Here is a 22167-nt window from a genome sequence, read left to right as displayed (position 1 = left end):
ACGCGGTTTATGGCTCGAGAGGATGTTGCTCCAGGTTGCACGAGCGAAAATATTTCGGATTTGCTAGGAACTATAGACCACAAACCGTACCTGCCAGTGCGCGGTGATACGGTCCGATAGCCTTGATTCCCCAGGCCTATGCCGAAATCCTGGTTAGCAATACCTGATTGGTCGATTGTCCTTGGGACGTGATCGGTTTTTTGTATGAACAGGCGCTTGATCGCCCTTGAGGGAGGTAGAAGCCAGTGTTACCCAGCTTCTATTTGGTGCTTGGATTTCTGCTGCGTTACAGGGTTCGGTCGACGCCTTCCAGCGCCGACCGAGCCAACCTTACCACCTGAAATTAACGGAGGTTACCAACTCGCGCTCGTCGCCGTAGCGGCAGATGGCAAATTCACAGTAAGTGTATTTCTTGTTCGTCACGTTGTTTGCGTTGAGGGCGATGTCCCAGTTCTTGTCGATCTGGTAACTGGCCATGGCATCGAACAGGGTATAGGCCGGCATCTGCGAGTCGATACCCGAGGCCTGGGTCGTTCCCTTGTAGCGAGCACCGCCACCGACTTTCAACTGCGGCAAGCCGAACAAGGCGAAGTTGTAGTCTGCCCATATGGCGGCCTGATGGTAGGGCGTGTCTTCGCTGCGCTGGCCTACTTCGCTCTGGATCTGGCTTTTGGTAATGCGCGCATCGGTGTAGGCGTAGGTCGCAATGACACTCAGTTGAGGCGTCACCTCTGTTTTGGCTTCCAGTTCCAGACCTCGGGAGCGCTGTTCGCCAATCTGCTGGGGATTTAGGCCTGCCAGGTCGCGCTTCACTACGTTTTCTTGCGTCAGCTCATAAACCGCTGCGCTCAACAGGGTGTTGCTGCCAGGGGGCTGGTAGCGGATGCCGATTTCGTACTGCTTGCCTTCGGTTGGATCGAATTTCTGGCCAGGTGCCTCGGCCACCGCAACCGGGAAGAACGATTCGCTGTAGCTGATGTACGGGGCCAGGCCGTTATCTGCCTGATAAACAAGGCCGGCACGCCAGGTGGTGGCTTCGTTGCTCTGGTCGAGCTTCTGGCCAGTGGCAAAAGCTCTTTGATCCTGGTCGGCCCAGTCATGTCGGCCGCCGAGCAACAGCAACCAATGGTCGTCGAACTTGATCTGGTCTTGCAGGTAGATGCCTGTCTGCAGGGTATCGATCTGCGAACCACGATCACGGTTTGGGCTCTTGTCCACCACTACCGGTTGCCCGTAGTTGTAGTCACCGATATTGATAGAAGGTGCGTTGGCCCGGAAGTTATGCGAATCGTACGACGCATCGTAGGTATCAGCGCCCACCAGGAAGGTGTTTTCCACGCCGCCGATGTTCCAGCGAGTTTCGACATTGGTGTCGCTGGCCAGGGCCCTGGAGCGCTCATGTCGATCGCTGTACTGCCGACGCAGGATACCGGTAGTGGCGGCGGCATTGATGGCCGCAGGACTGGTCTGGGCCTGCAGGTATTTCCATTTCACATCCGCTTCGTAGTAACGCAATTTGTTGCTGATGCGGGTGTGCTCGTCGAAACGGTGTTCAAACTCGTAGCCGATGGCGGACATTTCGCCATTCATATCGTCGTAGTCAGGCTCACCGATGAAATCGTGGCGGCCGATGGTGAAGGGGCCGTTGCCGACACCTTTGACGAGTTGATAGGGCAGGGGGGCGGAGAAGCGTGTGTCACTTTTTTGATAGAAGGACAGCAATGTCAGCGACGTGTCTTCGTTGGGACGCCAGGTCAGGGCCGGGGCGATGTAGGTCTTGTCGTCGTTGATGTAGTCCTGCTGGGTGTCACTGTCGCGCTGGAGCATGGTCAAGCGATAGCTAAGCGTCTCGCTGTCGCCCAGGGGGCCGCTGAAGTCGGCTGTCAGTTGCTTGCGATCATGATTGCCGTATTGCAGGCCCAATTCATGCAACGTTGTTTCGGTCGGGCGTTTGCTGACGCCGTTGACGAACCCACCCGGTGACAATTGCCCGTAGAGTACCGAGGCGGCGCCGCGGATCACTTCCACGCGCTCCAGGCCGAAGGGTTCTTGGACGCCGTCGTAGGAGTTGTTTTGCAGGCGCAGGCCGTCGCGCAGCGAGCCGCCGGTGGCGGACTCTACGTCGAAACCACGAATGCGGAACCGATCGGAGGTCCGGTTGAAGCTGCTGGGCTGGCTGGTGAAACCCGGGGTATAGCTCAGGGTGTCGGCCAGGGTATCGGACTTGCGATCGCGCATTTCATCGGCGGTCACCACGGACAGCGACTGTGGCGTCTCAGTGATGGCCGCGTTGGTTTTGGTGGCGCTGGTGTTGCGCAAGGCGACTTTGCCGTTGACCGGGCCAGTCGGGTTTTCCAGGGGGGCGGCGTTGATGTTGATTTCGCCGAGTTGAACGGCAGTGCCCTTGTTGGAGGTGTCATCCTGCGCGGCGATCGCCTGGGCTGAAAAGATGCTACCCAAAGCCAGTGCAAGGGTGCTCAGGTGAAACGCTGGGTGACGCGAGACGTAACGTTTTCCGGTGCCAACTGTTGTTTTTGTTCCGAGCATCGAGGGAATCCTTGAGTTTACATTTTGGCTTTGGGGGGCCTTATGCCCTGATTCAGTTCGATCAATAGACCATCAGGGTTGGTGTCTACTGGCCATATGTTAGCTGTAAATGATAAGGGTTTGCATTAGTGTTGTCAGTCTTGTAGGCAATTATTTTATTTTCGACATATCCTGTCGCCCACTTATGCCCCCCCGGCTGACTCCCTACGGTGTTACCGGACGCAAGAAATATCGCGGGGGCGTTGCTCGACGAATAATTCGATCAGGCCTTTTGGGCGTGGAGGGACGGTCATGCTGAAAGCCACCGATGTGCGGCTGAGCTATGGCGAACAGCAGATTCTCAACGGTGTCAGCCTGGATATTCCTGAAGGTTGTTTCACGGCGTTGATCGGGGCGAACGGGTGCGGCAAGACCACGTTGTTGAATGTGCTTGCGCATATGCTGCGGCCGAGTGCGGGCGACGTGCAGCTGTCGGGGAAGCGGCTGGGGCAGTATTCGCGTCGAACACTGGCACAACACCTGGCGTTATTGCCGCAGCGCACGACATCGCCAGCGGGTATGAGTGTGCGCGAGCTGGTGATGCAGGGGCGTTTTCCCTGGCAGACCTGGTGGCGTCAATGGTCCGAACAGGATCAACAGGCAATTGACCGCGCCATTGACTTGGCGGGCGTCAATCCTTTGCTTGATCGTTCCTTGGCCACCCTGTCGGGTGGACAATTGCAACGCTGCTGGATTGCAATGACCCTGGCCCAGGATACGCCGGTGATCCTTCTGGATGAGCCAACGACATTTCTGGATATTGCGCATCAGATCACGCTGCTTGAGTTGCTGGTGGATCTTCGTGAGCAAGGCAAAACCATCGTGGCGGTCCTTCACGACCTGAACCAGGCGGCGCGTTATGCCGATCACCTGGTGATGATGCGCGAAGGGCGTGTGCTCGCCCAGGGCGCACCTGCCAAGGTGTTCACTCGGGACAATCTCAAAGCGGTGTTTGATCTGGATGCGCACATCATCACCGACCCTTATTCCGGTGATCCGTTATGCGTGCCGCAGACGAGCCGAAGCCAGCCATTGGCTGTGCGGGAGGCGATGTGAGTCAGGGTTTACGGTTGCCGGTCTGGTTGGGCTTGTTGATGGCAATTGCCTTGACCTCGCTGCTCCATCTGGCCGTCGGCGCAAAGGACATACCTTGGCAGGAAGCTTGGCAGGCCTTGGTCGCCTATGCGCCGGGCAACCCCGACCAGAGCGTCATCCGTGGCAGCCGCTTACCGCGTCTGCTGGTCGCGATGCTGGTGGGGGCCAGCCTCGGGCTTGCCGGTGCAATCATGCAGGCGGTGGGTGATAACCCGTTGGCCGATCCGGGCATTCTCGGCATCAACAGCGGTGCTGCGTTATTCGTCGTGTTCGGTTTGCTGGTGCTGCCGGGCAACGATATGTCGATGATTCCATTGTTTGCATTTGCGGGGGCATTGGTGGCCTCTGTCGGCGTCCTGCTGTTGGCGGGCCGGGGGCACAATCCGATTCGGCTGACACTGTCCGGAGCGATGATCGCGGCACTGTTCAGCGCCATTACCTCGATTTTGCTGCTGCTCGATCAACAGGGGCTCGACAGTCTGCGGCGCTGGCTTACCGGCTCCATCGGAGTGACCGGGGGCTCGATGCAGGCTTGGGTCTGGCCTTATGTCTTGCTCGGCATGTGCCTGTGCCTGGTGAACGTCCGTGCATTGAATGCCCATCGTCTTGGCCCGCAGGCTGCGGCCGGCATGGGTGTCAACCTGTTGAAAATGCGCGTGCTGGGCTTGGCGTCGGTGGTGCTGTTGTCTGGGGGGGCAGTGGCCTTGGCGGGGCCCATTGGCTTTGTCGGTCTGGTGGTGCCTCATGCGGCGCGACTGTTGTTCGGCGATGATTATCGTCGACTGTTGCTGGCCGCCCCGTTGCTGGGAGCGTTGCTGCTGATTCTGGCGGATATCGCGGCAAGAACCGTGGTGCGTCCGTTCGAACTCAATACCGGTATCGTGACGGCGCTTATCGGCGGCCCTATTTTTATCGTGCTGGTATTGAGGAAGGTCAGATGATGCGAGCGGGATTGACCTTGCCCCGGGCGTATCCGTTGTTGCCTTGGATTGCGCGACCGATCGACTTGATTTCAGTGTTGTTGCTGATGGTTGCCGTTGTTGCATTGGCGCTGTACGCATTGACCGTCGGCAGCTACTCACTGAGTGTCGCCCAGGTCTGGCAGGCCTTGCTGGCGCCTGAGCAAGTCAATTCGACAATGCGCAACCTGCTCTGGGAGCTGCGGCTGCCGCGTGTCTTGCTGGCGGTCTTGGCTGGTGCGGCCATGTCCCTTGCGGGTCTGTTGATGCAGTCGTTGACGCGTAACCCGCTGGCGGCGCCGGGCCTGGTGGGCGTGGAATCAGGCGCCAGCGTCACCATGTTGTTGATTATCGTGCTCTGGCCGGCGCTTTTACCTCTGGAATTCTATCCATTGGCGGCACTGGCCGGCGGGTTGGCGGTGGCTTTCTTCGTTGCGCTGCTGTCCTGGCGCCAGGGTATCTCGCCGTTGCGCTTGATCCTCGTCGGCGTCGGTCTCACCGCGATGCTTAGCGCGGTGGCCGACCTGCTCATCACTTACGGCAATATCGATCAGGTGGAGTCGGCCCTGATGTGGCTTGGCGGCAGTTTGCACCGAGCCAGTTGGCCGCAGGTTCATAGCCTCGGCCTCTGGCTATTGGTGGCTGGGGTGCCGTTGCTGTTCTGTCATCGCCAGTTGAATCTGTTGCAGTTGGGTGAAAAAGTCGCACTCAGTCGAGGGCTGAATGTCACGTGGATCATGGTTTCGTTGTTGCTGTGCAGCGTCATGTTAACGGCGGCTGCAGTGGCGAACGTGGGCACCATGACGTTTGTCGGGCTGGTGGCGCCTCATCTGGCGCGACAAATGGCGGGTGACCGTCATGGCGCCTTGATCCCCTTGTCGGCCTTGGTCGGTGCGTTGTTGGTGCTGGCCGGTGACACGCTGGGCAGGGGGCTTTTGCCGCCCCTGCAGTTGCCCGCAGGGCTGGTTGTCGCAATCATCGGCGCGCCGTATCTGATTGTTTTGCTGGCGCGTCAACGCAGTCGCTGAAAACACAGCGACGCTCATTGGAAATGTATGGAGGTAAACGCGTGCGGGACCGGGTTAAAGGTTTTTTCCGAGGTGTGCTTGGCATGCTATGTGTGCCGTTGGCATTGGTGGCTGTACAGGCTGGCGCCGCTGAAACCAAAGTGTTCGAGAACAGTTTTGGCCGAGTCGAGGTTCCCGTGGCGCCGCATTGCATTGTGTCTTTGCATGACTTCAGCCTGACGGCCCAGTTGCTGGAGTTGGGGGTCAAACCCTGTGGTTCGACGGGGCGCAAAAAACTGTTCTCGGATGTGTTGTTCCGCGGGACGCAGGAGCGGTTCGATGTGACGGGCATTCAGTATATCGGCTCGCACCAGGCGCCCGATCTGGAAGCCATTGCAGCCTTGAAGCCTGACTTGATCGTGGGTTTGTCCTATCACGCCGACCTCAAGGACAAGCTCAGCAAAATCGCCCCGGTCGTGCTGCTCCCCGCTCGGGAAAGCGACATCAAGACTTACGCTAAACAACTCGCCGACCTGGTCGGCAAGCAGCAGCGCTATGCGGAAATGCTCAACGAATATCAATGGGTCGTCAGCGAGTTCAAGAAACGCGTGAAAGATCCTTCGCGCATTACCGTCACGACGCTGGAAGTCTACAGCGACGGCTTTCAACTGATCGGTCGCGGCGGCATGGACGACGTCATTGCCGACTTTGGCCTGGGGCGTGTCGCCGCGTACCGCGAGGCGCGGCAGAACGTGCCTTACAGCCTGGAACGCATCGGCGGCTTCGACAGCGATTTCATTATTGACACGTATGAAGAGTTGCTCGACTCAGAAGCCAGCACAGCGGCGTTTCGTCAGTCCCCACAGTGGCAGAATCTGTTTGCAGTGAAGAATCGCCAATTCCTGTACCTCAATCGCAGCCGCTATGCCGATACGATGCAGGGCCTGGTGGGTTCTGCCTATCTGCTGATGTCGCATATCGCCGAGCGCGAGAGCGTGCTGCAGACCAAGTAAAACGTATCATCTGCGATACAATCGTCACTAATGACAATGATTCTCTATTGCAGGTGTTACTCGTTTGTATTAGTTTATGCTCTCGAAAAATACGCTGATCGCGATGGCGGGGGGCTTAAATGGAAAGCGGTTTGATGCGTGCACAGGTTCAATTCATGGATGTTGTACCGGGTAACGAGCAGACCCTGCCGTTCATATTCCAGGCTCCGCTTGCCGGCGATGCCTGGCAAGCCAGTCGAGCGCAGATCCAGCAGGTCGTAGAAACTGAGTTGCCGCGTGCGGGTGGCATTTTGTTTCGCGGTTTTGCGTTCAAGGGAGAGGCGGACTTCGAGGAATTTGCTCGTAGCTTCGGCCATGAACTGCTGACCTACGACTACGCTTCCACCCCGCGCACCAAGCTCAACAACCGGGTATACACCTCCACCGAGTACCCGGCCCATCAGGTTATCCCGCTGCACAATGAACAGTCCTATTCGCTGAATTGGCCGATGAAAATCTGGTTTCATTGTATGCAGGCCTCGCCGGTCGGCGGTGAAACCCCCATAGCCGACAGCCGCCTCGTTTACCAGCAACTCGATCCTGCTATCCGTCAGCGTTTTGCCGAGAAACGCCTGATGTACGTGCGCAATTACGGCAATGGCCTGGACTTGCCCTGGCAACAGGCCTTCAGCACCGAAGACCGCGCCCAGGTCGAGCGTTTCTGTCGCGCCAGCAACATCGAGTTCCAGTGGACGGACGATGGCGAGCTCTCCACTCGCCAGGTCTGCCAGGCCGTTGCCCAGCATCCGGTGACCCGGGAGTGGGTGTGGTTCAACCAGGCTCATCTGTTCCATATCTCCAACCTGGCAGCGTCGGTGCGCGAGACATTGATCTCCATCGTCGGGGAGCAGGGCGTGCCGCGTAACGTGTTTTATGGCGACGGCTCGCCAATTGAATTGGAAGCGTTGGAGCACATCCGCGAAGTGCTGCAGCGCTGTCAGGTGAGTTTTCCCTGGCAGGCGGGTGACGTCTTGATGCTCGACAACATGCTGGTCGCTCACGGTCGTTCGACCTTCCAGGGATCGCGCAAGGTCGTGGTCGCCATGGCAGAACCAGCCTCGGCAAGCTGATCGCCTCCCACTTTCAGAAAGCCGTCGTAATGGGCGGCCTATTTCGAACAAGTACAATCAAGGACATCAAATGCTCGATCGCCTGATGCATCGCTGCTGGCTGCGTGGAATTCGCCTATCGATAGCCCAAGGTCAATTGATCGTTACGCACGGATCGCCAGGTGCGCTGGATGATGAGCTCAATGCCGAGCTCCATGCACGCGACGCCGAAATTCTGCAGTGGCTGCAACAGCACCCCGATTATTTTGCTGCCCGGCCCCTGACGGATAACGAGCAGGCGCTCTGGTTCCTTCAGCGCCTGGAGCCTGACAGCTGCGCCTATAACATTGCCTATGCCGGACGGATCAAGCCGCAGTTCGTTACCCAAGACTTGCCTCAACGCCTGCAGGACGCCTGGGTGACGGTCCAGCAGCGCTATCCGATGTTGTGCACGGCCTATGCCGAGCGCAACGGCGAGTTGTTGCAGTGGAGCCACCGCGAGCGGGTCCAGCCGTTGCAGTGTGTGGCCCTGCAAGACGCGGGCGCAGAGACGTTGCAGCAACGTATCACTGAGTCGGCCGATCTTCCCTTCAAGCTGGAAGAGGGTGACGTCAGTCGGGTCGTCCTTTTGAGCAATGTACGCGACGGCCATGTCGAGCACACCGTGCTATTGGTGATTCATCACATCGCGGCGGATCTGGCCACGTTCTACATTGTGCTCAACGAGCTGTTCGCATTGATCAACGATCAGCCGCTGCCCGCCGTGAATCCCGACGCCTATCGCAACTACTGCAGTGATCTGCACATCCGCAGCGAAGCGGCCGAGCCCGTGGAACTGGCCTGGTGGCAGGCACAACTGGCCGAAGCGCCGACGCTGGAGTTGCCGACGGATTTTCCCTACGGCAGCAATCAGGCATTCAAAGGCGGGGAGTTGTCGGTCCGCTTCGATCCGGCCACCACGGCACGGTTTCGCGCCGTAGCCCGAGAGGTGGGAGTGACGCCGTATGTGCTGTGGTTCTCACTGTTCCAGCAATTTCTCGGCGTGCTGTCAGGCCAAGACGATTTCGTCCTGGGGACGCCCAGCGGTTGGCGCTTGCGACGCGAGCACGTCAATCTGCCGGGCTACCTGGTCAATCCGCTGCCGATTCGCTGCCGTCTGCGTCGGGATCTGTCCAGCGGCGACTGGGCCAGGCAGGTAGATGCCACCGTCAAGCAAGCCCTGCAGCACCGCCACTACCCATTCTCGCGCCTGGTCAAACAGCTGGATTTACCGCGCCAGGTGGGCAGGGCGCCGCTGTTCCAGCATATGTTCACGCTGAACAAGGAACGCATCGCGCCTTTCGAGCAGTACGTCGACCGCTTGCTGTCGGAGCAGCGCGGCGCGGCCCACGAACTGAACATGGTGATCATCGACGAAGAGGAGGGGTTCCTCTGTCGCTGGCGTTACAGCAAGGCGTTGTACCGCCATGAAACGATTGAGCGCTATCGGGATCAGTTCGTCGCCTTGGCACTCGCGGCGATCGAACAGCCCAAAAGGCCGTTTGCCGAGCTCGACTGGTTGGTGCCCGAGCAGCAGTCATTCCTGCGCGGGGAGGATGCGTCGGTCGCCGTCAGCAACGCCTGGCAGGCGTTCACTGAGCAGTGTGAGCGCAAGCCGCAGTCGATTGCTCTTCAGGATGAGCAGGGTACGCTCAGCTATGCCGAGCTGGGGCGTGCTGTGGTCGCCCGCGGCGAACGCTTGCAGGAGGCTTCGAGCCTGGCCGGTGAGCGCATTGCCTTGTGCCTGCCGCGCAGTCGTGAGTTGGTGATGCATATGCTCGCAACCTGGCAGTGTGGCGCGACCTACCTGGCCCTCGATCCGCAGTGGCCGTCGTCGCGTTTGCAGGCTATCTGTCAGGATGCAATGCCCAAGGTGTGGATCAGTGAGGGCGCGCGCCCCGAGTGGTTGCCTGAGCAGGTTCGGTGGTTGGCGTTGCCGTCTGTGCAATTGTCCAGTGAGTCACCTTTGCGAGCGGCCCTGGCGGCCGATCTTGCGGCTTACGTGGTGTACACCTCGGGCTCCAGCGGCCGGCCAAAGGGCGTAAAGGTCAGCCAGGGCAATCTGATTCATTACGTCACCGGCTGCCTTGAACGCCTGAAGCTGCCGGCCGATGCGAGTCTGGCGAGTCTGGCCAGCTGTGCGACCGACCTGGGCCACACGGCCTTGTTCGGCGCACTGCTGAGCGGCCGCTGTCTGCGCCTGCTGGCCGAGGAACTGGCCTTCGACGCCGAGGAACTGGCTGCCGTGCTTGAACACCAGCCCGTCGACCTGTTGAAAATCGTGCCGTCGCACCTCAACGCCTTGTTGATCGCCAAAGACCCGCAGCGGCTGTTGCCGCGTCGATGCCTGGTGGTGGGCGGCGAGGCCCTGAGCCGCGAGTTGGTGACACGCTTGCGTGCCTTGAGCGCGGATTTGCGCATCGTCAACCACTATGGACCCAGCGAAACCACCGTCGGGGTGCTGACCCATGAGGTCGATGCCAGCGGTGCCGCACCGTTGGGGCGGCCACTGGCCAATGTCCAGGTCAGCGTGCGCTCGTTTGATGGCGCTCTGTTGCCGATCGGCGTCAGCGGTGAACTGTACGTTCAAGGGGCGACCGTCGCTCAGGGGTATCTCAGTGCCACCGATGCCGATCACGCACGCTTTGGTGAGCACGGTTATCGCACTGGAGACCGCGTGCGACTCAATCACCAGGGGCAGGTGGAGTTTCTCGGTCGCCTCGATGAGCAGGTCAAGATCAGGGGCTACCGGGTGGAGCCGGCGGAAGTCGCGGCACAGTTACGCGCCATGCCTCATGTCAGCGATGTCAGGGTGCTCAACAGCCCCACGCCGTTGTCGGGCAATCGACTGGTAGCCTTCCTGGTTGCGCCGTCGGCCGCACTGGCCGAAATCCAGACGGCGCTGCAACGGCAATTGCCGGACTACATGCAACCGAGTCAGTGGCATTGTCTCGACGGCTTCGCCTTGCTGCCCAACGGCAAAGTCGATCGTCAGGCATTGTTGCGCCTGGCTGAGCAAGCGACGGCGCCGCTGCATGGGGCAGGGCCGTTGGGCGATCAGCCCTTGAGCACCGTGGAAGCCGCGTTGCTGGACATTTGGCGGGCGATGCTCGGCAATCCCGAGGTGGGGCCTGATGACAACTTCTTTGCCTTGGGTGGCGACTCCATTCTTGGCCTGCAAATCATTGCCCTGGCACGCCAGCAACAGATTCTGATGACACCCAAGCAGTTGTTTGCCGAGCAAAGCGTGCGAGCCTTGGCCCGGGTGGTGCAGACACCACGGCGGACCCTCGAGCAGCGCCTTCTCGAAATCGCCCGGGAGATTCTCAATAACCCGGATCTGCGGGTAGACGACAATTTTTTCTCGGTCGGCGGCGACTCGATTCTGAGTTTGCAGATCATCGCCCGGGCCAAGCAACAGGGTCTGCAGCTCAAGCCCAAGCAGATTTTCGAATACCCCACCGTGCGCGGCTGGGCCGAGCAGGTGGTGGACCTTGGCGCGATGGATGCGCAGCCTGCCAGCGACGGGCCTGAGCCCACCACGGCTTTCGCCTTGACGCCGATCCAGGATTGGTTCTTTGCCCAGCAGCAAAACCTGGCCGAACACTGGAACCAGTCGCTGTTGCTGGCTTTGGACGAGCCACTGGATCAGGCGCGGTTTACCCAGGCCCTGGGCTCGTTGCTTGAGCGCCACGCCAGCTTGCGCCTGACCTTTGAAACATCGGCGCAGGGCTGGCAACAACGCTATCAGCGCTTTTCCCAGGAACAGGTCAAAGCGCTGTTCCAGGTTGTGGAAGAACCCTTGACCGAAGCGCTGCTGCAACGCTCGCAGCAGGGCTGGAACCTGGCCCAGGCACCGCTGATCCGCTGGGTGTACTTCCCCCACAGCCGGGAATTGCTTTGCACGGCCCATCACCTGTTGGTCGATGCGGTGTCGTGGCAGGTTCTGCTGCAAGAGTTGGAAGGCCTGTACCTGCAACCGGACATGGTTCTACCCGCCGTCACGGCAGGTTTCCATGTATGGAGCCAAGCGTTGCAGCGCCACCGCGGTGAGCCTGATGTGGTGGCGCAGGTGGATTTCTGGCACGAGCAGCTGGCCGCCGAGGGCGTCGTACCTGCACAGGTCAGCTTGTACGGTGAGAGCCGGACGCTGGACACGCAATTGTCGGTTGAGCAGACGCAGTTGTTGCTGGGCGATTGTCATGGGGCGTACGGCACCCAGGTCCAGGATCTGTTGGTGGCCGCACTGGCCGGAACCATCGGCCAGTGGCAGGGGCGGGAGCGCGTCACCCTCGAATTGGAAAGCCACGGTCGCAGCGGTTGGGAGCAGAGCCCCGATCTGTCCCGCTCGATTGGTTGGCATACCAGCCGCTATCCGCTGGCAGTCGACACCTCATGGGATTGCGAACACTCGATCATCGCCGCCAAGGAAGCCCTGCGCCGCGTACCTGAACAAGGCATGGGTTACGGATTGCTGCGCCTCGACCCGGCCCATGGCCTGGGGGCGGCCTCGCTGCTGACCTTCAACTACCTGGGGCGGGTCGACCAATGGCTCGATGCGTCCAGCCTTTGGCGATTGGCTCGGCCGATCTGCCCGGGCATGCGCGCCGACAGCACCCGCCGTACGCACTTGCTGGATGTCACCGCGCTGGTGAACGAAGGTCGGCTGCACATCGAATGGCGTTATGCCCCGCAGGTCCACGAGCCAGCGTTGGTCCGCGAGTTGGCGCAGCAGTTCCAGCAGCGTATTGCGGCCTTGCTGGAGCACTGCCTGGCCCCCACGGCCGGTCGCGCCACGGCTTCGGACTTCGCCGACTCCGGCTTGTCCGACGATGAGTTCCTGGGGCTGCTCGAACAACTCGAGCAGTGACATCTATTGCGCCCCCCTACATTACAGGTTCGGATACCGTCAGCATGAACGACAAGGTCAAAGCACTTTCGCGCAATATCGAAGCGATTTACCCGCTGGCTCCCATGCAGCAGGGGCTGCTGTTTCATAGCCTGCTGCACCCTGGCAAGGGTATGTACCTGCTGCAATACCGTCATGTCATGGTCATGCCCAATCTCGATCTGACCGCTTTTCGTCAGGCCTGGGCGCAGGTGGTGGAGCGCCATGAGTTGCTGCGCACCTCTTTTGTCTGGAAGCAGCAGAAGCGACCGATGCAGGTCGTGCACAAGCAGGTCGAATTGCCGATCACCTATGAGGACTGGTCGCATCTTAGCGAAGGTGAGCAGCAGGATCGCCTGGAGCAATTGCTCAGCGAAGAACGCGCCCAGGGACTGGATTTTACCAAGGCCCCCCTGATGCGGGTCAGGCTGTACAAGCTGGCACCCGACACCTACCAGTTTGTGCGCAGCTATCACCACATTCTAATGGATGCCTGGTGCTTCTCGATCATCATGATGGACTTCCTCAACGGCTACCGCGCCGCCCAGGAAGGTCGCCGCCTGAATTTGCCGGCACCGCGTCCGTACCGTGATTTCATTCGCTGGCTGGAAACCCAGAAGCCGGAGGATCATCAGGCGTTCTGGCAACAGCGCCTGGCGGGTTTCGACACGCCCAATGAATTTGGCTTCGGTCATGTCGGGCGCATTCAGGGCGCCGCCGAGCCCGTCGAGGACTGTGTCGAACATCTGGAGCTCGAGCAAACCCAGGCGCTGCAAAGCGCGGCGGCCCAACACGGCATTACCCTGAACACCCTGGTGCAGGGGTCCTGGGCTTTGCTGTTGGCGCGTTACAGCGGTGATCGCGACCTGGTGTTCGGTATTACGGTCGCCGGTCGCCCGGTCCACCTGCAAGGCATGGAAAGCATCGTCGGGTTGTTCATCAACAGTTTGCCGCTGCGCTGGCGTTGGTGCCCGGATGACGCGCTGGGTCCATGGCTGAAGGCCTTGCAGACCGAGAACCTGAGCCTGCGCGAACACGAGAGTGTGTCCCTGGCCGAGATCCAGCGTTGGAGCGAAGTACAGCGTCAGGATTTGTTCCAGAGCCTGTTCGTCTTTGAGAACGCACCCATTGCCGCCGACTTGCGCCAGGGGCAACTGGACTACCTGATCAGCGACATGGCCAACCGCACCCATACGAACTATCCCATCACGGTGGTGATCGTCCCGGGTGAGCGCCTGCATTTGCAACTGACCTACCAGACCGACTGGTTCCTGCGCGAAGAAGTCGAGCAGATGCTGCGCCACTTCCGCACCTTGTTGCTGAACATCGGTGATGCCCTGCACACGAACGCCGAGACCCCTTTGCACCACTTGGCGATGCTCGATGAGCGTGAGATTGCCCACCAGCATCAAGTTTGGGCCGGGGGTGGTCTGGCGGCCAATGAACAACTGCTGCAACCGCTGTACATCGAGCGGTTTGAGCAACAGGTTCGCCAGACGCCCGAGCGCATTGCCATGGTTCACGGCGAGCAAAGCCTGACCTTCGACCAGTTGAACCGCGCCGCCAACCGTCTGGCCCGGCACTTGCGGGCGCAGGGGGTCAAGTCCGACGATTTGGTCGCGGTGTTCGACGAGCGAGGCCTGGACCTGGTGGTGGTGATTGTCGCCACCCTCAAGGCCGGTGCCGGTTGGCTGCCGCTCGACCCACGCAACCCGCCTCAGCGGCTGGCGCAGGTCCTGCGCCAGAGTCGAACGCCACTGCTGATTCACAGTGCAGGGCAGGGCGAGCTGGCGATGGAGGCTTTGGACTACCTTGAGCAGCGTCCCCAACCGGTGCTCTACGATCCGGCGGTGTTGAGCAGCTACAGCGATGACGCGTTGAACATCCCGGTTCACGACCGCTCGTTGGCCTATTGCATCTTCACTTCCGGTTCCACCGGCACGCCCAAAGGAGCCATGGTGGCGCACGGGGGCATGCTCAATAACATTCTCGGCAAACTGCCGGGGCTGGGGCTCGATGCGACCGACGTGATTGCCCAGACCGCGCCGCAGTGCTTCGACATTTCCGTCTGGCAAACCCTCGCAGGCCTGGTGCTGGGGGCGCGCACGGTGATCCTCGGCGATTGCGTCGTGCAGGATCCTGAGGCGCTGGCTTCAGCCATTGAACGGCACGGCATCAGTATCCTTGAGGCCGTGCCGTCGTTGATGCAGAGCCTGCTCGACGCGGGGCTCGAGCGTTCGTCCCTGCGCTGGGTGCTGGCCACCGGCGAGGCGTTGCCGCCGGCGTTGGCGCGTCGCTGGTTCGAGCGTTATCCCGCCATCCCGTTGATGAACGCCTATGGGCCGGCCGAATGCTCCGATGACGTGGCTTTTCATCCGTTGCTCGAGCGTTTGCCTGAGCAGCGCACCAATGTGCCGATCGGTCGCGCCACATTGAACAATCGCTTGTACCTGCTCAATGCCGACCTGCAGCCGATACCGGCCGGCGCGGTCGGGGAAATCTTCGTGGCCGGGGTGGGCGTCGGGCGCGGCTACATGGCCGACCCGGCGCGCACGGCGGCGGTGTTCCTGCCGGACCCGATTGCCAACGACGGTTCCCGTCTCTATCGCACTGGCGACCTGGCGCGCTTCCTGCCCAATGGTGATCTTGAATACGTCGGCCGTACCGACCACCAAGTCAAGATCCGCGGGCACCGTATTGAACTGGACGAGATCGAAGCCTGCCTGACCCGTTACCCCGGCGTACGGGAAGCCGTGGTGGTGGCTCGTGATGACCAGCAACGTTCCAAGGTCCTGGTGGCTTATGTGGTGGCGGATGCACAGGCAAGCATCGAGGCCCTGCGCGAGCATGTTCTGGGTAACCTGCCGCCGTACATGACCCCGGGCGCTTTTGTGTTTCTGGAGCGCTTTCCACTCAATGGCAATGGCAAGATCGACCGCAAGTCCTTGCCCGCGCCGGATTTCGCCGCGCAAAGTCAGGCCCGCTACGTTGCGCCCAGCAGCGAGTTGCAGGGGCAGATGGTCGAGGCTTGGCAAAGCGTGCTGGGGCTCGGTCAGGTCGGGGTCGAGGACAATTTCTTCGAGCTAGGCGGTCACTCGCTGCTGGCCACTCAACTGATTGGCCTGATCGGCAAACTCAGTGGCAAGGATTTGCCTCTGCGCGTGGTGTTCGAGCGCCCGACCATCGCCGCCATGGCCGATTGGCTGGAAAGTCGGGCCAGCACGGTCAAGTTGTCGCCAACGCTGTTGCCGCGCCCTGAAAAGTTGTCACTTTCGTTTGCCCAGCAGCGCCTGTGGTTTCTGCAGCAACTGGATCCGCAAAGTCCCGCCTACAACCTGGCCGGTGCCGTGCGCTTGACCGGCGAGTTGCATATCGCCGACCTGCAGGCTGCCCTGCAGGCCGTGGTCGATCAGCACGAAGTGTTGCGCACCGGGTTCATCGGCGAAGCTCAAGGGCCGAGCCAGGTGATCCTGGCCCGCACCGAGCTTGAGATGCCTTTGATCGAGGTGCAGAGCGAAGAGGCGCTGCACGACTTGCTGCGTCAGGATGCAATGACGCCTTTCTCTCTGGAAACGGCTCCGTTACTGCGTGCAAGACTCTATCGCCTGGCGCCGGATGCATTTGTCCTGTCGTTGAACTGCCATCACATCGTTGCCGATGGCTGGTCCCTGCAGTTGATCATCGACGGTGTGTGCAAGCAGTACCGCAACTTGCGGCAAGGCCTGGTGACGGAGCAGTCAGCCTCGTCGATGCAATACGCCGACTATGCACTCTGGCAACGCCAATGGATGACCAGCAAGGCCTGTGAGCAGGAACTGGCCTATTGGCGCGAGCAGTTGGCCGGCGAGTTGCCGGTGCTGGAGCTGGCGGCCGATTTTCCTCGTCCTGCCCAGGCCACCCAGGCTGGCGGTCGTGTTGAACGGCGCGTGCCCGAGGCCCTGGCGGCACGCTTGCGCGCGTTCAGTGCTCGTCATGGCTGGAGCAATTTCATCCCGATGCTGACCGCGTTTCAGCTGCTGTTGCGCAGCCGCAGCGGCGCGGACGACATTCTGGTCGGGGTTCCCGTTGCCAATCGGCACCATGGGGTCCTGCAGCCCCTGGTCGGTTGCTTCGTCAACACGCTGGTGTATCGCAAAAAACTGTCGGGCGAGCGCAGTCTGCTGCAACTGATGACCGAGTTGCAGGCGTTGTCGGTGTCGGCTCAGTCCCATCAGGACTTGCCCTTCGATTACCTGATCGAACAGCTTGGTGTGGTCCGGCAGGTAAGTTACAACCCCCTGTTCCAGGCCATGTTCAACTACTTTCCGGGCAACGCCCTGGAGCGTTTTGAGCTGACCGATGTGATCGCCGAGCCGTTGGACAATCGTCCGGACAGCGTAATGTGTGACCTGCACCTGGACGTGCGGGACAGCGAGCATGGCATCAGCCTGAGCCTTCAATACAGCAGCGATCTGTTCCGCGAACAGACCGTGCAAGCGATGGCCGAACAATATCTGGCATTGCTTGATGCGTTGCTAGAGCAGCCAGGGCAGGCCTTGGGTGAGCTGGCATGGCAACCCGCCGAACGGGGTCTTGCCCGAATCGAGGGGCACCGCGTGGCCGGTCATCAGGACATCCTCCAGGCCTTTGCTCATCAGGTTGCCCGCCAACCCGACGCGGTCGCCGTACTGGCCGGCAATGAGCGCCTGAGCTATGGCGAACTGGATCAGGCCGCCGAACGACTGGCGACGGCTTTGCAGGCCCATGGCGTTGGCATCGAAGATCGAGTGGCCTTGAGCCTGCCTCGTGATGCCCGCCTGCCCATGGCGATGCTGGCGATCCTCAAGGCCGGCGCTGCCTATGTGCCGTTGGCCGAGGACACGCCACCGGAGCGTGGCCGTTACATTCTTGAGGCGGCGCAACCCAAACTGTGCCTGGGCACTGCCGCGAGCCTGGCGGTGTTGGCGCAGTGGAACAGTGGCGTGCCGTTGCTTGATATCGATGCGATGAGCGCTGCCGACCGCTACAAGGCTCCGGTATTGGTGGCGGAGCAGCTCGCTTACGTGTTGTACACCTCCGGTTCCACCGGCCAGCCCAAAGGCGTGGCTATCAGCCGCGGCAACCTGATGAACCTGATGCTGGCCGTGGACCAGGTCTTGCCAATGACGGCCCGGGATCGGGTGCTGGCATTGACCACCGCGACCTTTGATATTGCCATTGTCGAATTGCTGCTGCCTCTGGCGCATGGCGCCAGCATCCTGTTGGCTGATCGCGAGCAGGCGCGTGATCCCCAAGCGATCGATCAGCTATTGATGACAGGACAACCAACGGTCATGCAGGCCACTCCGGCGACCTGGCGGATGCTGGTGGCGCACACCTCGCGCAGTTGGCAAGGCGTGCGTGCCGTTTCCGGTGGGGAGGCCTTGCCGTGTGCATTGGCCGAAGCCATCGAGGGCAGGGGCGCCAGGGTCATTAACGGTTACGGGCCGACAGAAGCGACGGTCTACAGCACTTTTGAAGTACGCAGCGGTGGTGAGGCGGGTGTGGAAGTGCCGATCGGACAACCAGTGGTCAATACCGCCGCGTATGTCCTTGATGCTGATCTGCAGCCAGTGGCCGCAGGTGTACCGGGTGAACTGTATCTGGCCGGGGCCAACCTCGGTCGTGGTTACTTCGCGGCGGCGCGACTGACCGCGGCGGCTTTCCTGCCCGATCCTTTCGTGCCTGGCGCCCGTATGTACCGCACCGGTGACCGGGTTCGTCGTAACAGCCAGGGCGGCCTGGATTACCTGGGGCGTCTGGATTTCCAGGTCAAACTGCGCGGCTTCCGAATCGAGTTGGGTGAAATCGAAGCGCTGCTGGCGCGTATTCCCGGGGTTCGCGAAGCGGCTGTCGTGCTGCTGGGTGGCGGCGAAACAGCGAGTCTGGTGGCTTACTACGCAGGCGACCCGCTGGATGAAGCGCTCTTGCGTGAGACGCTCGGCGCGCAATTACCGGACTACATGTTGCCGAGCCAGTTCGTTCGCCTGGACACCCTGCCTTTGAGCCCCAGCGGCAAGGTTGACCGCAAGGCATTGCCGGCGCCGGTACAGCGTAACCGCCACAGTGGCGCGCTTTCGGGCGAATGGGAGCAGGCGTTGGCCAAGCTCTGGGAGGAGCTGTTGGGCTGCACCGATGTGGGTGCCGACGATAACTTCTTCGCCTTGGGCGGCCATTCTCTGCTGGCAGCGCGTCTGGTGGCGCGAATGGCCGAACAGCATGGCCGGCGCCTGCCTTTGCGCACGGTGTTCGAGCAGCCGGTCCTGCGGGATCTGGCGGCGCAGTTGGCGGCGACGGGCATTGAGGCCGAGGGCGTCTTGCGTCATTTTGCAGAACCCTTGGCACCGCTGCATTTCACCCAGCAGCGGCTGTGGTTCCTCGATCGTTTGCAGGGCGATACCCAGGCCTACCATTTGTCCCTCGCCTTGCGTCTGGAGGGGGCGCTGCAACCGTCGTTGCTGGAGCAGGCACTGACGCAACTGATCAGTCGCCAGCACAGTTTGCGCACGGTATTCAGCGAAACGTCCGAGGGCGCACGTCAGCAGGTCGAGGCGCTCACGGCGGTGCCGTTGAGCTTCGAGCCTCTGGAGATTGACGCGCATTCGCCAGTTTTTGCGCAGAAACTGAGTCAAGAGGCACAGCGTCCCTTCGACCTTTCGGCGCCCCCGCTGTGGCGAGTGCGTGTGTACCAGGGCCAAAGCCTGAGTGTGCTGCAGGTTACCTTGCACCACATCATCGCCGATGCCCGTTCGCTGGAAATCTTCTTCAATGAACTGCAACTGATCTACCAGGCGTTGCTGGAAGGGCGCGGCGCTTGCTTGCCGCCACTACCGCTGCAGTTTTCTGACATCGCCGCCAGTTGGCAGAGTCCTGCGGGGCAAGCGTGTATCGAATCGCAGCTTGAGTACTGGCGTCGGAGCCTGGCAGGGGAGCCGCCGGTGCTGAACCTGCCGACCGACATGCCACGCCCCGCGGAGCAAGGTTACAAAGGCCAGCGCCTGCGCTTCAGCCTGCCGGCAACCCTGGTCAAGGCGCTGCGCGAGACCGCGCAACGCCATGGGTTGACCGCGTTCGCGCCGTTGCTTGCAGCCTGGAAAGTTCTCCTGGCCCGACACTCGGGCCAGCGTGAAATCTGGATTGGCCTGCCGGTCGCCCATCGCCATCAGGCCCACACCGACAACCTGATTGGCTACTTCGCGACCACCCAGGTGCTGCGCAGTCACATTGATGCCCAGCAACCGGTCGAACAGTTCTGGCAGCAACTGCAAGCCACTCACCTGGCTGCACAGCAGCATGGGGACGTCCCTTTCGAGCGACTGGTGGAGGCGTTGCAAGTGCGCCGCGACCTTAGCCACACACCGCTGTTCCAGGCGTTGTTCAACCTGATCCAGCGCGATGTCGCCGCAAAGGATGAGCACCGTTTCGCCGGCTTGCCGGCGCAGCGACTGGATGTGGAAAGTGACAGCGCCCTGGTGGATATCGGCTTGCACATCGAGCAGCACGGTGACGATTGGCAATGTGTGCTGGAGTACAACACCGACCTGTTCCTGGCCCGGACGGCGCAACGTTATGCCGACGAATATCTGTATCTGCTCGAGGGCATGCTGAAAAACTCACAGGCGCGCCTATGGGACATCGACCTGGCCAACGCCGATCATGCCCTGGCCCAGCGGCCATGGAACCAGGCAGCCGAGGTGCTGCACCGCGAAGTGGACTTGATTGCCCGCTTCGAGCGCCAGGTGGCGTTGACGCCCCAGGCATTGGCGGTCGATTGCCAGGATCAGCAATTGAGTTATGCCCAGCTCAATGCCCTCAGCAATCGCCTGGCCCATTGGCTGTGTGCGCAGGGTGTCGGCACCGATGAGTTGATTGCCGTTTGCTTGAGTCGTGGCCCCTGGTTGCTGCCAACCCTGCTGGCTATTCACAAAGCTGGCGCGGCGTACTTGCCGCTGGATCCGCAGCACCCGGCAGATCGCCTGCGCTTCATCATCGAGCACGCGCGGCCGGCCCTGGTGCTCAGCGAAAGTCAGTGTGGCGATGCCTTGAGCGGTGTCGACAACGTCTGGCTCGATCAGTTGTCGCTGGAGGCGTGCAGCGCCGACAACCTGATGCTGGCGGTCAACCCACAGCAACGCGCTTATGTGATCTACACCTCGGGCTCGACCGGTACACCAAAAGGCGTGCAGGTCACACGCGAGAACCTGGGCAACCTGTTGGCCGGTCTCGATCGGCAGTTGCCACTCAGCGCTGCGGATGTCTGGCTGGCCAGTACCACTTACGCGTTCGATATGTGCAAGCCGGAACTGTTCTTGCCGCTGGTCAACGGCGCAGCCATCTTGCTGGCCCGTCGCGAGCAGGTCGTCGATGGTCATCAACTGTTTGCCTTGCTGCGCCGGGCCACGGTGTTCCAGGCGACACCCGCCGGCTGGCAGATCCTGCTGGAAACCGGGCAGGCCGACTGGCCGCCAGTGCGCGGGCTGATTGGTGGTGAGGCGGTTCCGGGCGAACTGGTGACCGAGCTGCGTAGCCGGGGCGTGGTACTGATCAACGCCTATGGCCCGACCGAAACCACCGTCTGGTCGACCACGCAGGCGTTGCAGGAGGTGCCGTCCGGCGTGGCTGATATTGGCTCGCCGCTGCTCAATACCCGCTGCTATGTGCTCGATGAAATGCTGCGTCCGGTGCCGCTAGGCACTACCGGAGAGCTGTATATCGCGGGCGCCGGGGTTACCCGTGGCTATCAGCATGCCGCCGCCGCAACGGCCGCGGTCTATCTGCCTGACCCCTATGCCGGCGAACCTGGCAGCCGCATGTACCGCACTGGCGACCTGGTACGCCGGCGCGGTGACGGTCGGTTGGCGTATGTCGGCCGCAGCGACTTCCAGGTCAAGGTGCGTGGATTCCGCATCGAGCCCGGTGAGATCGAATCGCTGGTGCGTCGTTACCCGGGCGTGGAAGAGGCCGTGGTGATGATCGATCCGCGCAGTCAAAGCCTGTTCGCTTGGCTGCAGGCGCCCAGCCCCGTCGATCAAGTGGCCCTGCGGCGGCATCTCGAAGGCCTGTTGCCGGGCTACATGGTCCCTGCCGGTTTTATCGAGCTGCAGCGTTTTGCCCTCAATGCCAACGGCAAGATCGACCGCAAGGCCTTGCCGGCACCGCAGCCCATCGCTGTACAGGGCGTGGCGCCGCGTAACGAACTGGAGCAGCAACTGGCCGACATCTGGCAGAGCCTGCTTGAGGTGCCGCAAGTCGGGGTGTTCAACAGTTTCTTCGAGCTGGGCGGGCATTCGTTGTTGGCGATGCGCCTGATGACCCAGGTCGAGAGCCGTTTCGGCATCAGGATCGAGCTGCGCAGCCTGTTCCATAACCCGACGATCGCCGGTCTTGCCGAGCAGATCGAGAAACCCCAAGGGCCTTCGACCGACGAAGCACTGGACGAAATGCAGCGCCTGTTATCAGAGATGGAAGAGTAAG

Annotated in this window: 8 protein-coding genes; 7 read left to right on the top strand and 1 reads right to left on the bottom strand. The window is 61.1% G+C overall.

What is annotated here, in order from left to right:
- Positions 1–330: 330 nt before the first annotated feature.
- Complete coding sequence (locus tag BT116_RS00360; protein WP_072339035.1) at positions 331–2547, bottom strand: TonB-dependent siderophore receptor; 2217 nt, start codon at positions 2545–2547, stop codon at positions 331–333.
- Between the two features lie 291 nt (positions 2548–2838).
- Between BT116_RS00360 and BT116_RS00355 the strand changes: the two genes are divergently transcribed.
- From BT116_RS00355 to BT116_RS00325, 7 genes are all read left to right on the top strand, one after another.
- Complete coding sequence (locus BT116_RS00355) at positions 2839–3642, top strand: ABC transporter ATP-binding protein (RefSeq protein WP_072339033.1); 804 nt, start codon at positions 2839–2841, stop codon at positions 3640–3642.
- Positions 3639–4622: a FecCD family ABC transporter permease gene (locus tag BT116_RS00350; RefSeq protein ID WP_072339031.1), complete on the top strand. Its 984-nt coding sequence runs from the start codon at positions 3639–3641 to the stop codon at positions 4620–4622. Before BT116_RS00355 ends, BT116_RS00350 begins: the two co-directional genes overlap by 4 nt.
- Positions 4619–5668, top strand: coding sequence for a FecCD family ABC transporter permease (locus tag BT116_RS00345; RefSeq protein ID WP_063321656.1), 1050 nt, complete (start codon positions 4619–4621; stop codon positions 5666–5668). Before BT116_RS00350 ends, BT116_RS00345 begins: the two co-directional genes overlap by 4 nt.
- 83 nt (positions 5669–5751) lie before the next feature.
- Positions 5752–6660, top strand: a complete 909-nt coding sequence (locus BT116_RS00340) for an ABC transporter substrate-binding protein (RefSeq protein WP_072339029.1) — start codon at positions 5752–5754, stop codon at positions 6658–6660.
- Between the two features lie 134 nt (positions 6661–6794).
- Entirely contained in the window at positions 6795–7769 is a 975-nt protein-coding gene (locus BT116_RS00335; RefSeq protein WP_072339908.1) for a TauD/TfdA family dioxygenase, read from the top strand.
- Between the two features lie 70 nt (positions 7770–7839).
- On the top strand, positions 7840–12657 hold the full coding sequence (locus tag BT116_RS00330) for a non-ribosomal peptide synthetase (RefSeq protein WP_072339027.1): 4818 nt from the start codon (positions 7840–7842) through the stop codon (positions 12655–12657).
- A 44-nt stretch (positions 12658–12701) separates the two neighbouring features.
- Positions 12702–22166, top strand: a complete 9465-nt coding sequence (locus BT116_RS00325) for a non-ribosomal peptide synthetase (RefSeq protein WP_072339025.1) — start codon at positions 12702–12704, stop codon at positions 22164–22166.
- Position 22167 lies beyond the last annotated feature (1 nt).

The sequence above is a fragment of the Pseudomonas sp. NFACC16-2 genome, from assembly GCF_900119205.1.
In the GTDB taxonomy this organism is placed as follows: domain Bacteria; phylum Pseudomonadota; class Gammaproteobacteria; order Pseudomonadales; family Pseudomonadaceae; genus Aquipseudomonas; species Aquipseudomonas fluorescens_Q.
This window is presented reverse-complemented; position numbering and strand designations above follow the sequence as displayed.

Excerpts from the sequence above, each read along its gene's own strand:
- BT116_RS00360 (WP_072339035.1), bottom strand. The coding sequence starts at position 2,547 with ATGCTCGGAACAAAAACAACAGTTGGCACCGGAAAACGTTACGTCTCG.
- BT116_RS00355 (WP_072339033.1), top strand. The coding sequence starts at position 2,839 with ATGCTGAAAGCCACCGATGTGCGGCTGAGCTATGGCGAACAGCAGATT.
- BT116_RS00345 (WP_063321656.1), top strand. The coding sequence starts at position 4,619 with ATGATGCGAGCGGGATTGACCTTGCCCCGGGCGTATCCGTTGTTGCCT.
- BT116_RS00340 (WP_072339029.1), top strand. The coding sequence starts at position 5,752 with ATGCTATGTGTGCCGTTGGCATTGGTGGCTGTACAGGCTGGCGCCGCT.
- BT116_RS00335 (WP_072339908.1), top strand. The coding sequence starts at position 6,795 with ATGCGTGCACAGGTTCAATTCATGGATGTTGTACCGGGTAACGAGCAG.
- BT116_RS00330 (WP_072339027.1), top strand. The coding sequence starts at position 7,840 with ATGCTCGATCGCCTGATGCATCGCTGCTGGCTGCGTGGAATTCGCCTA.
- BT116_RS00325 (WP_072339025.1), top strand. The coding sequence starts at position 12,702 with ATGAACGACAAGGTCAAAGCACTTTCGCGCAATATCGAAGCGATTTAC.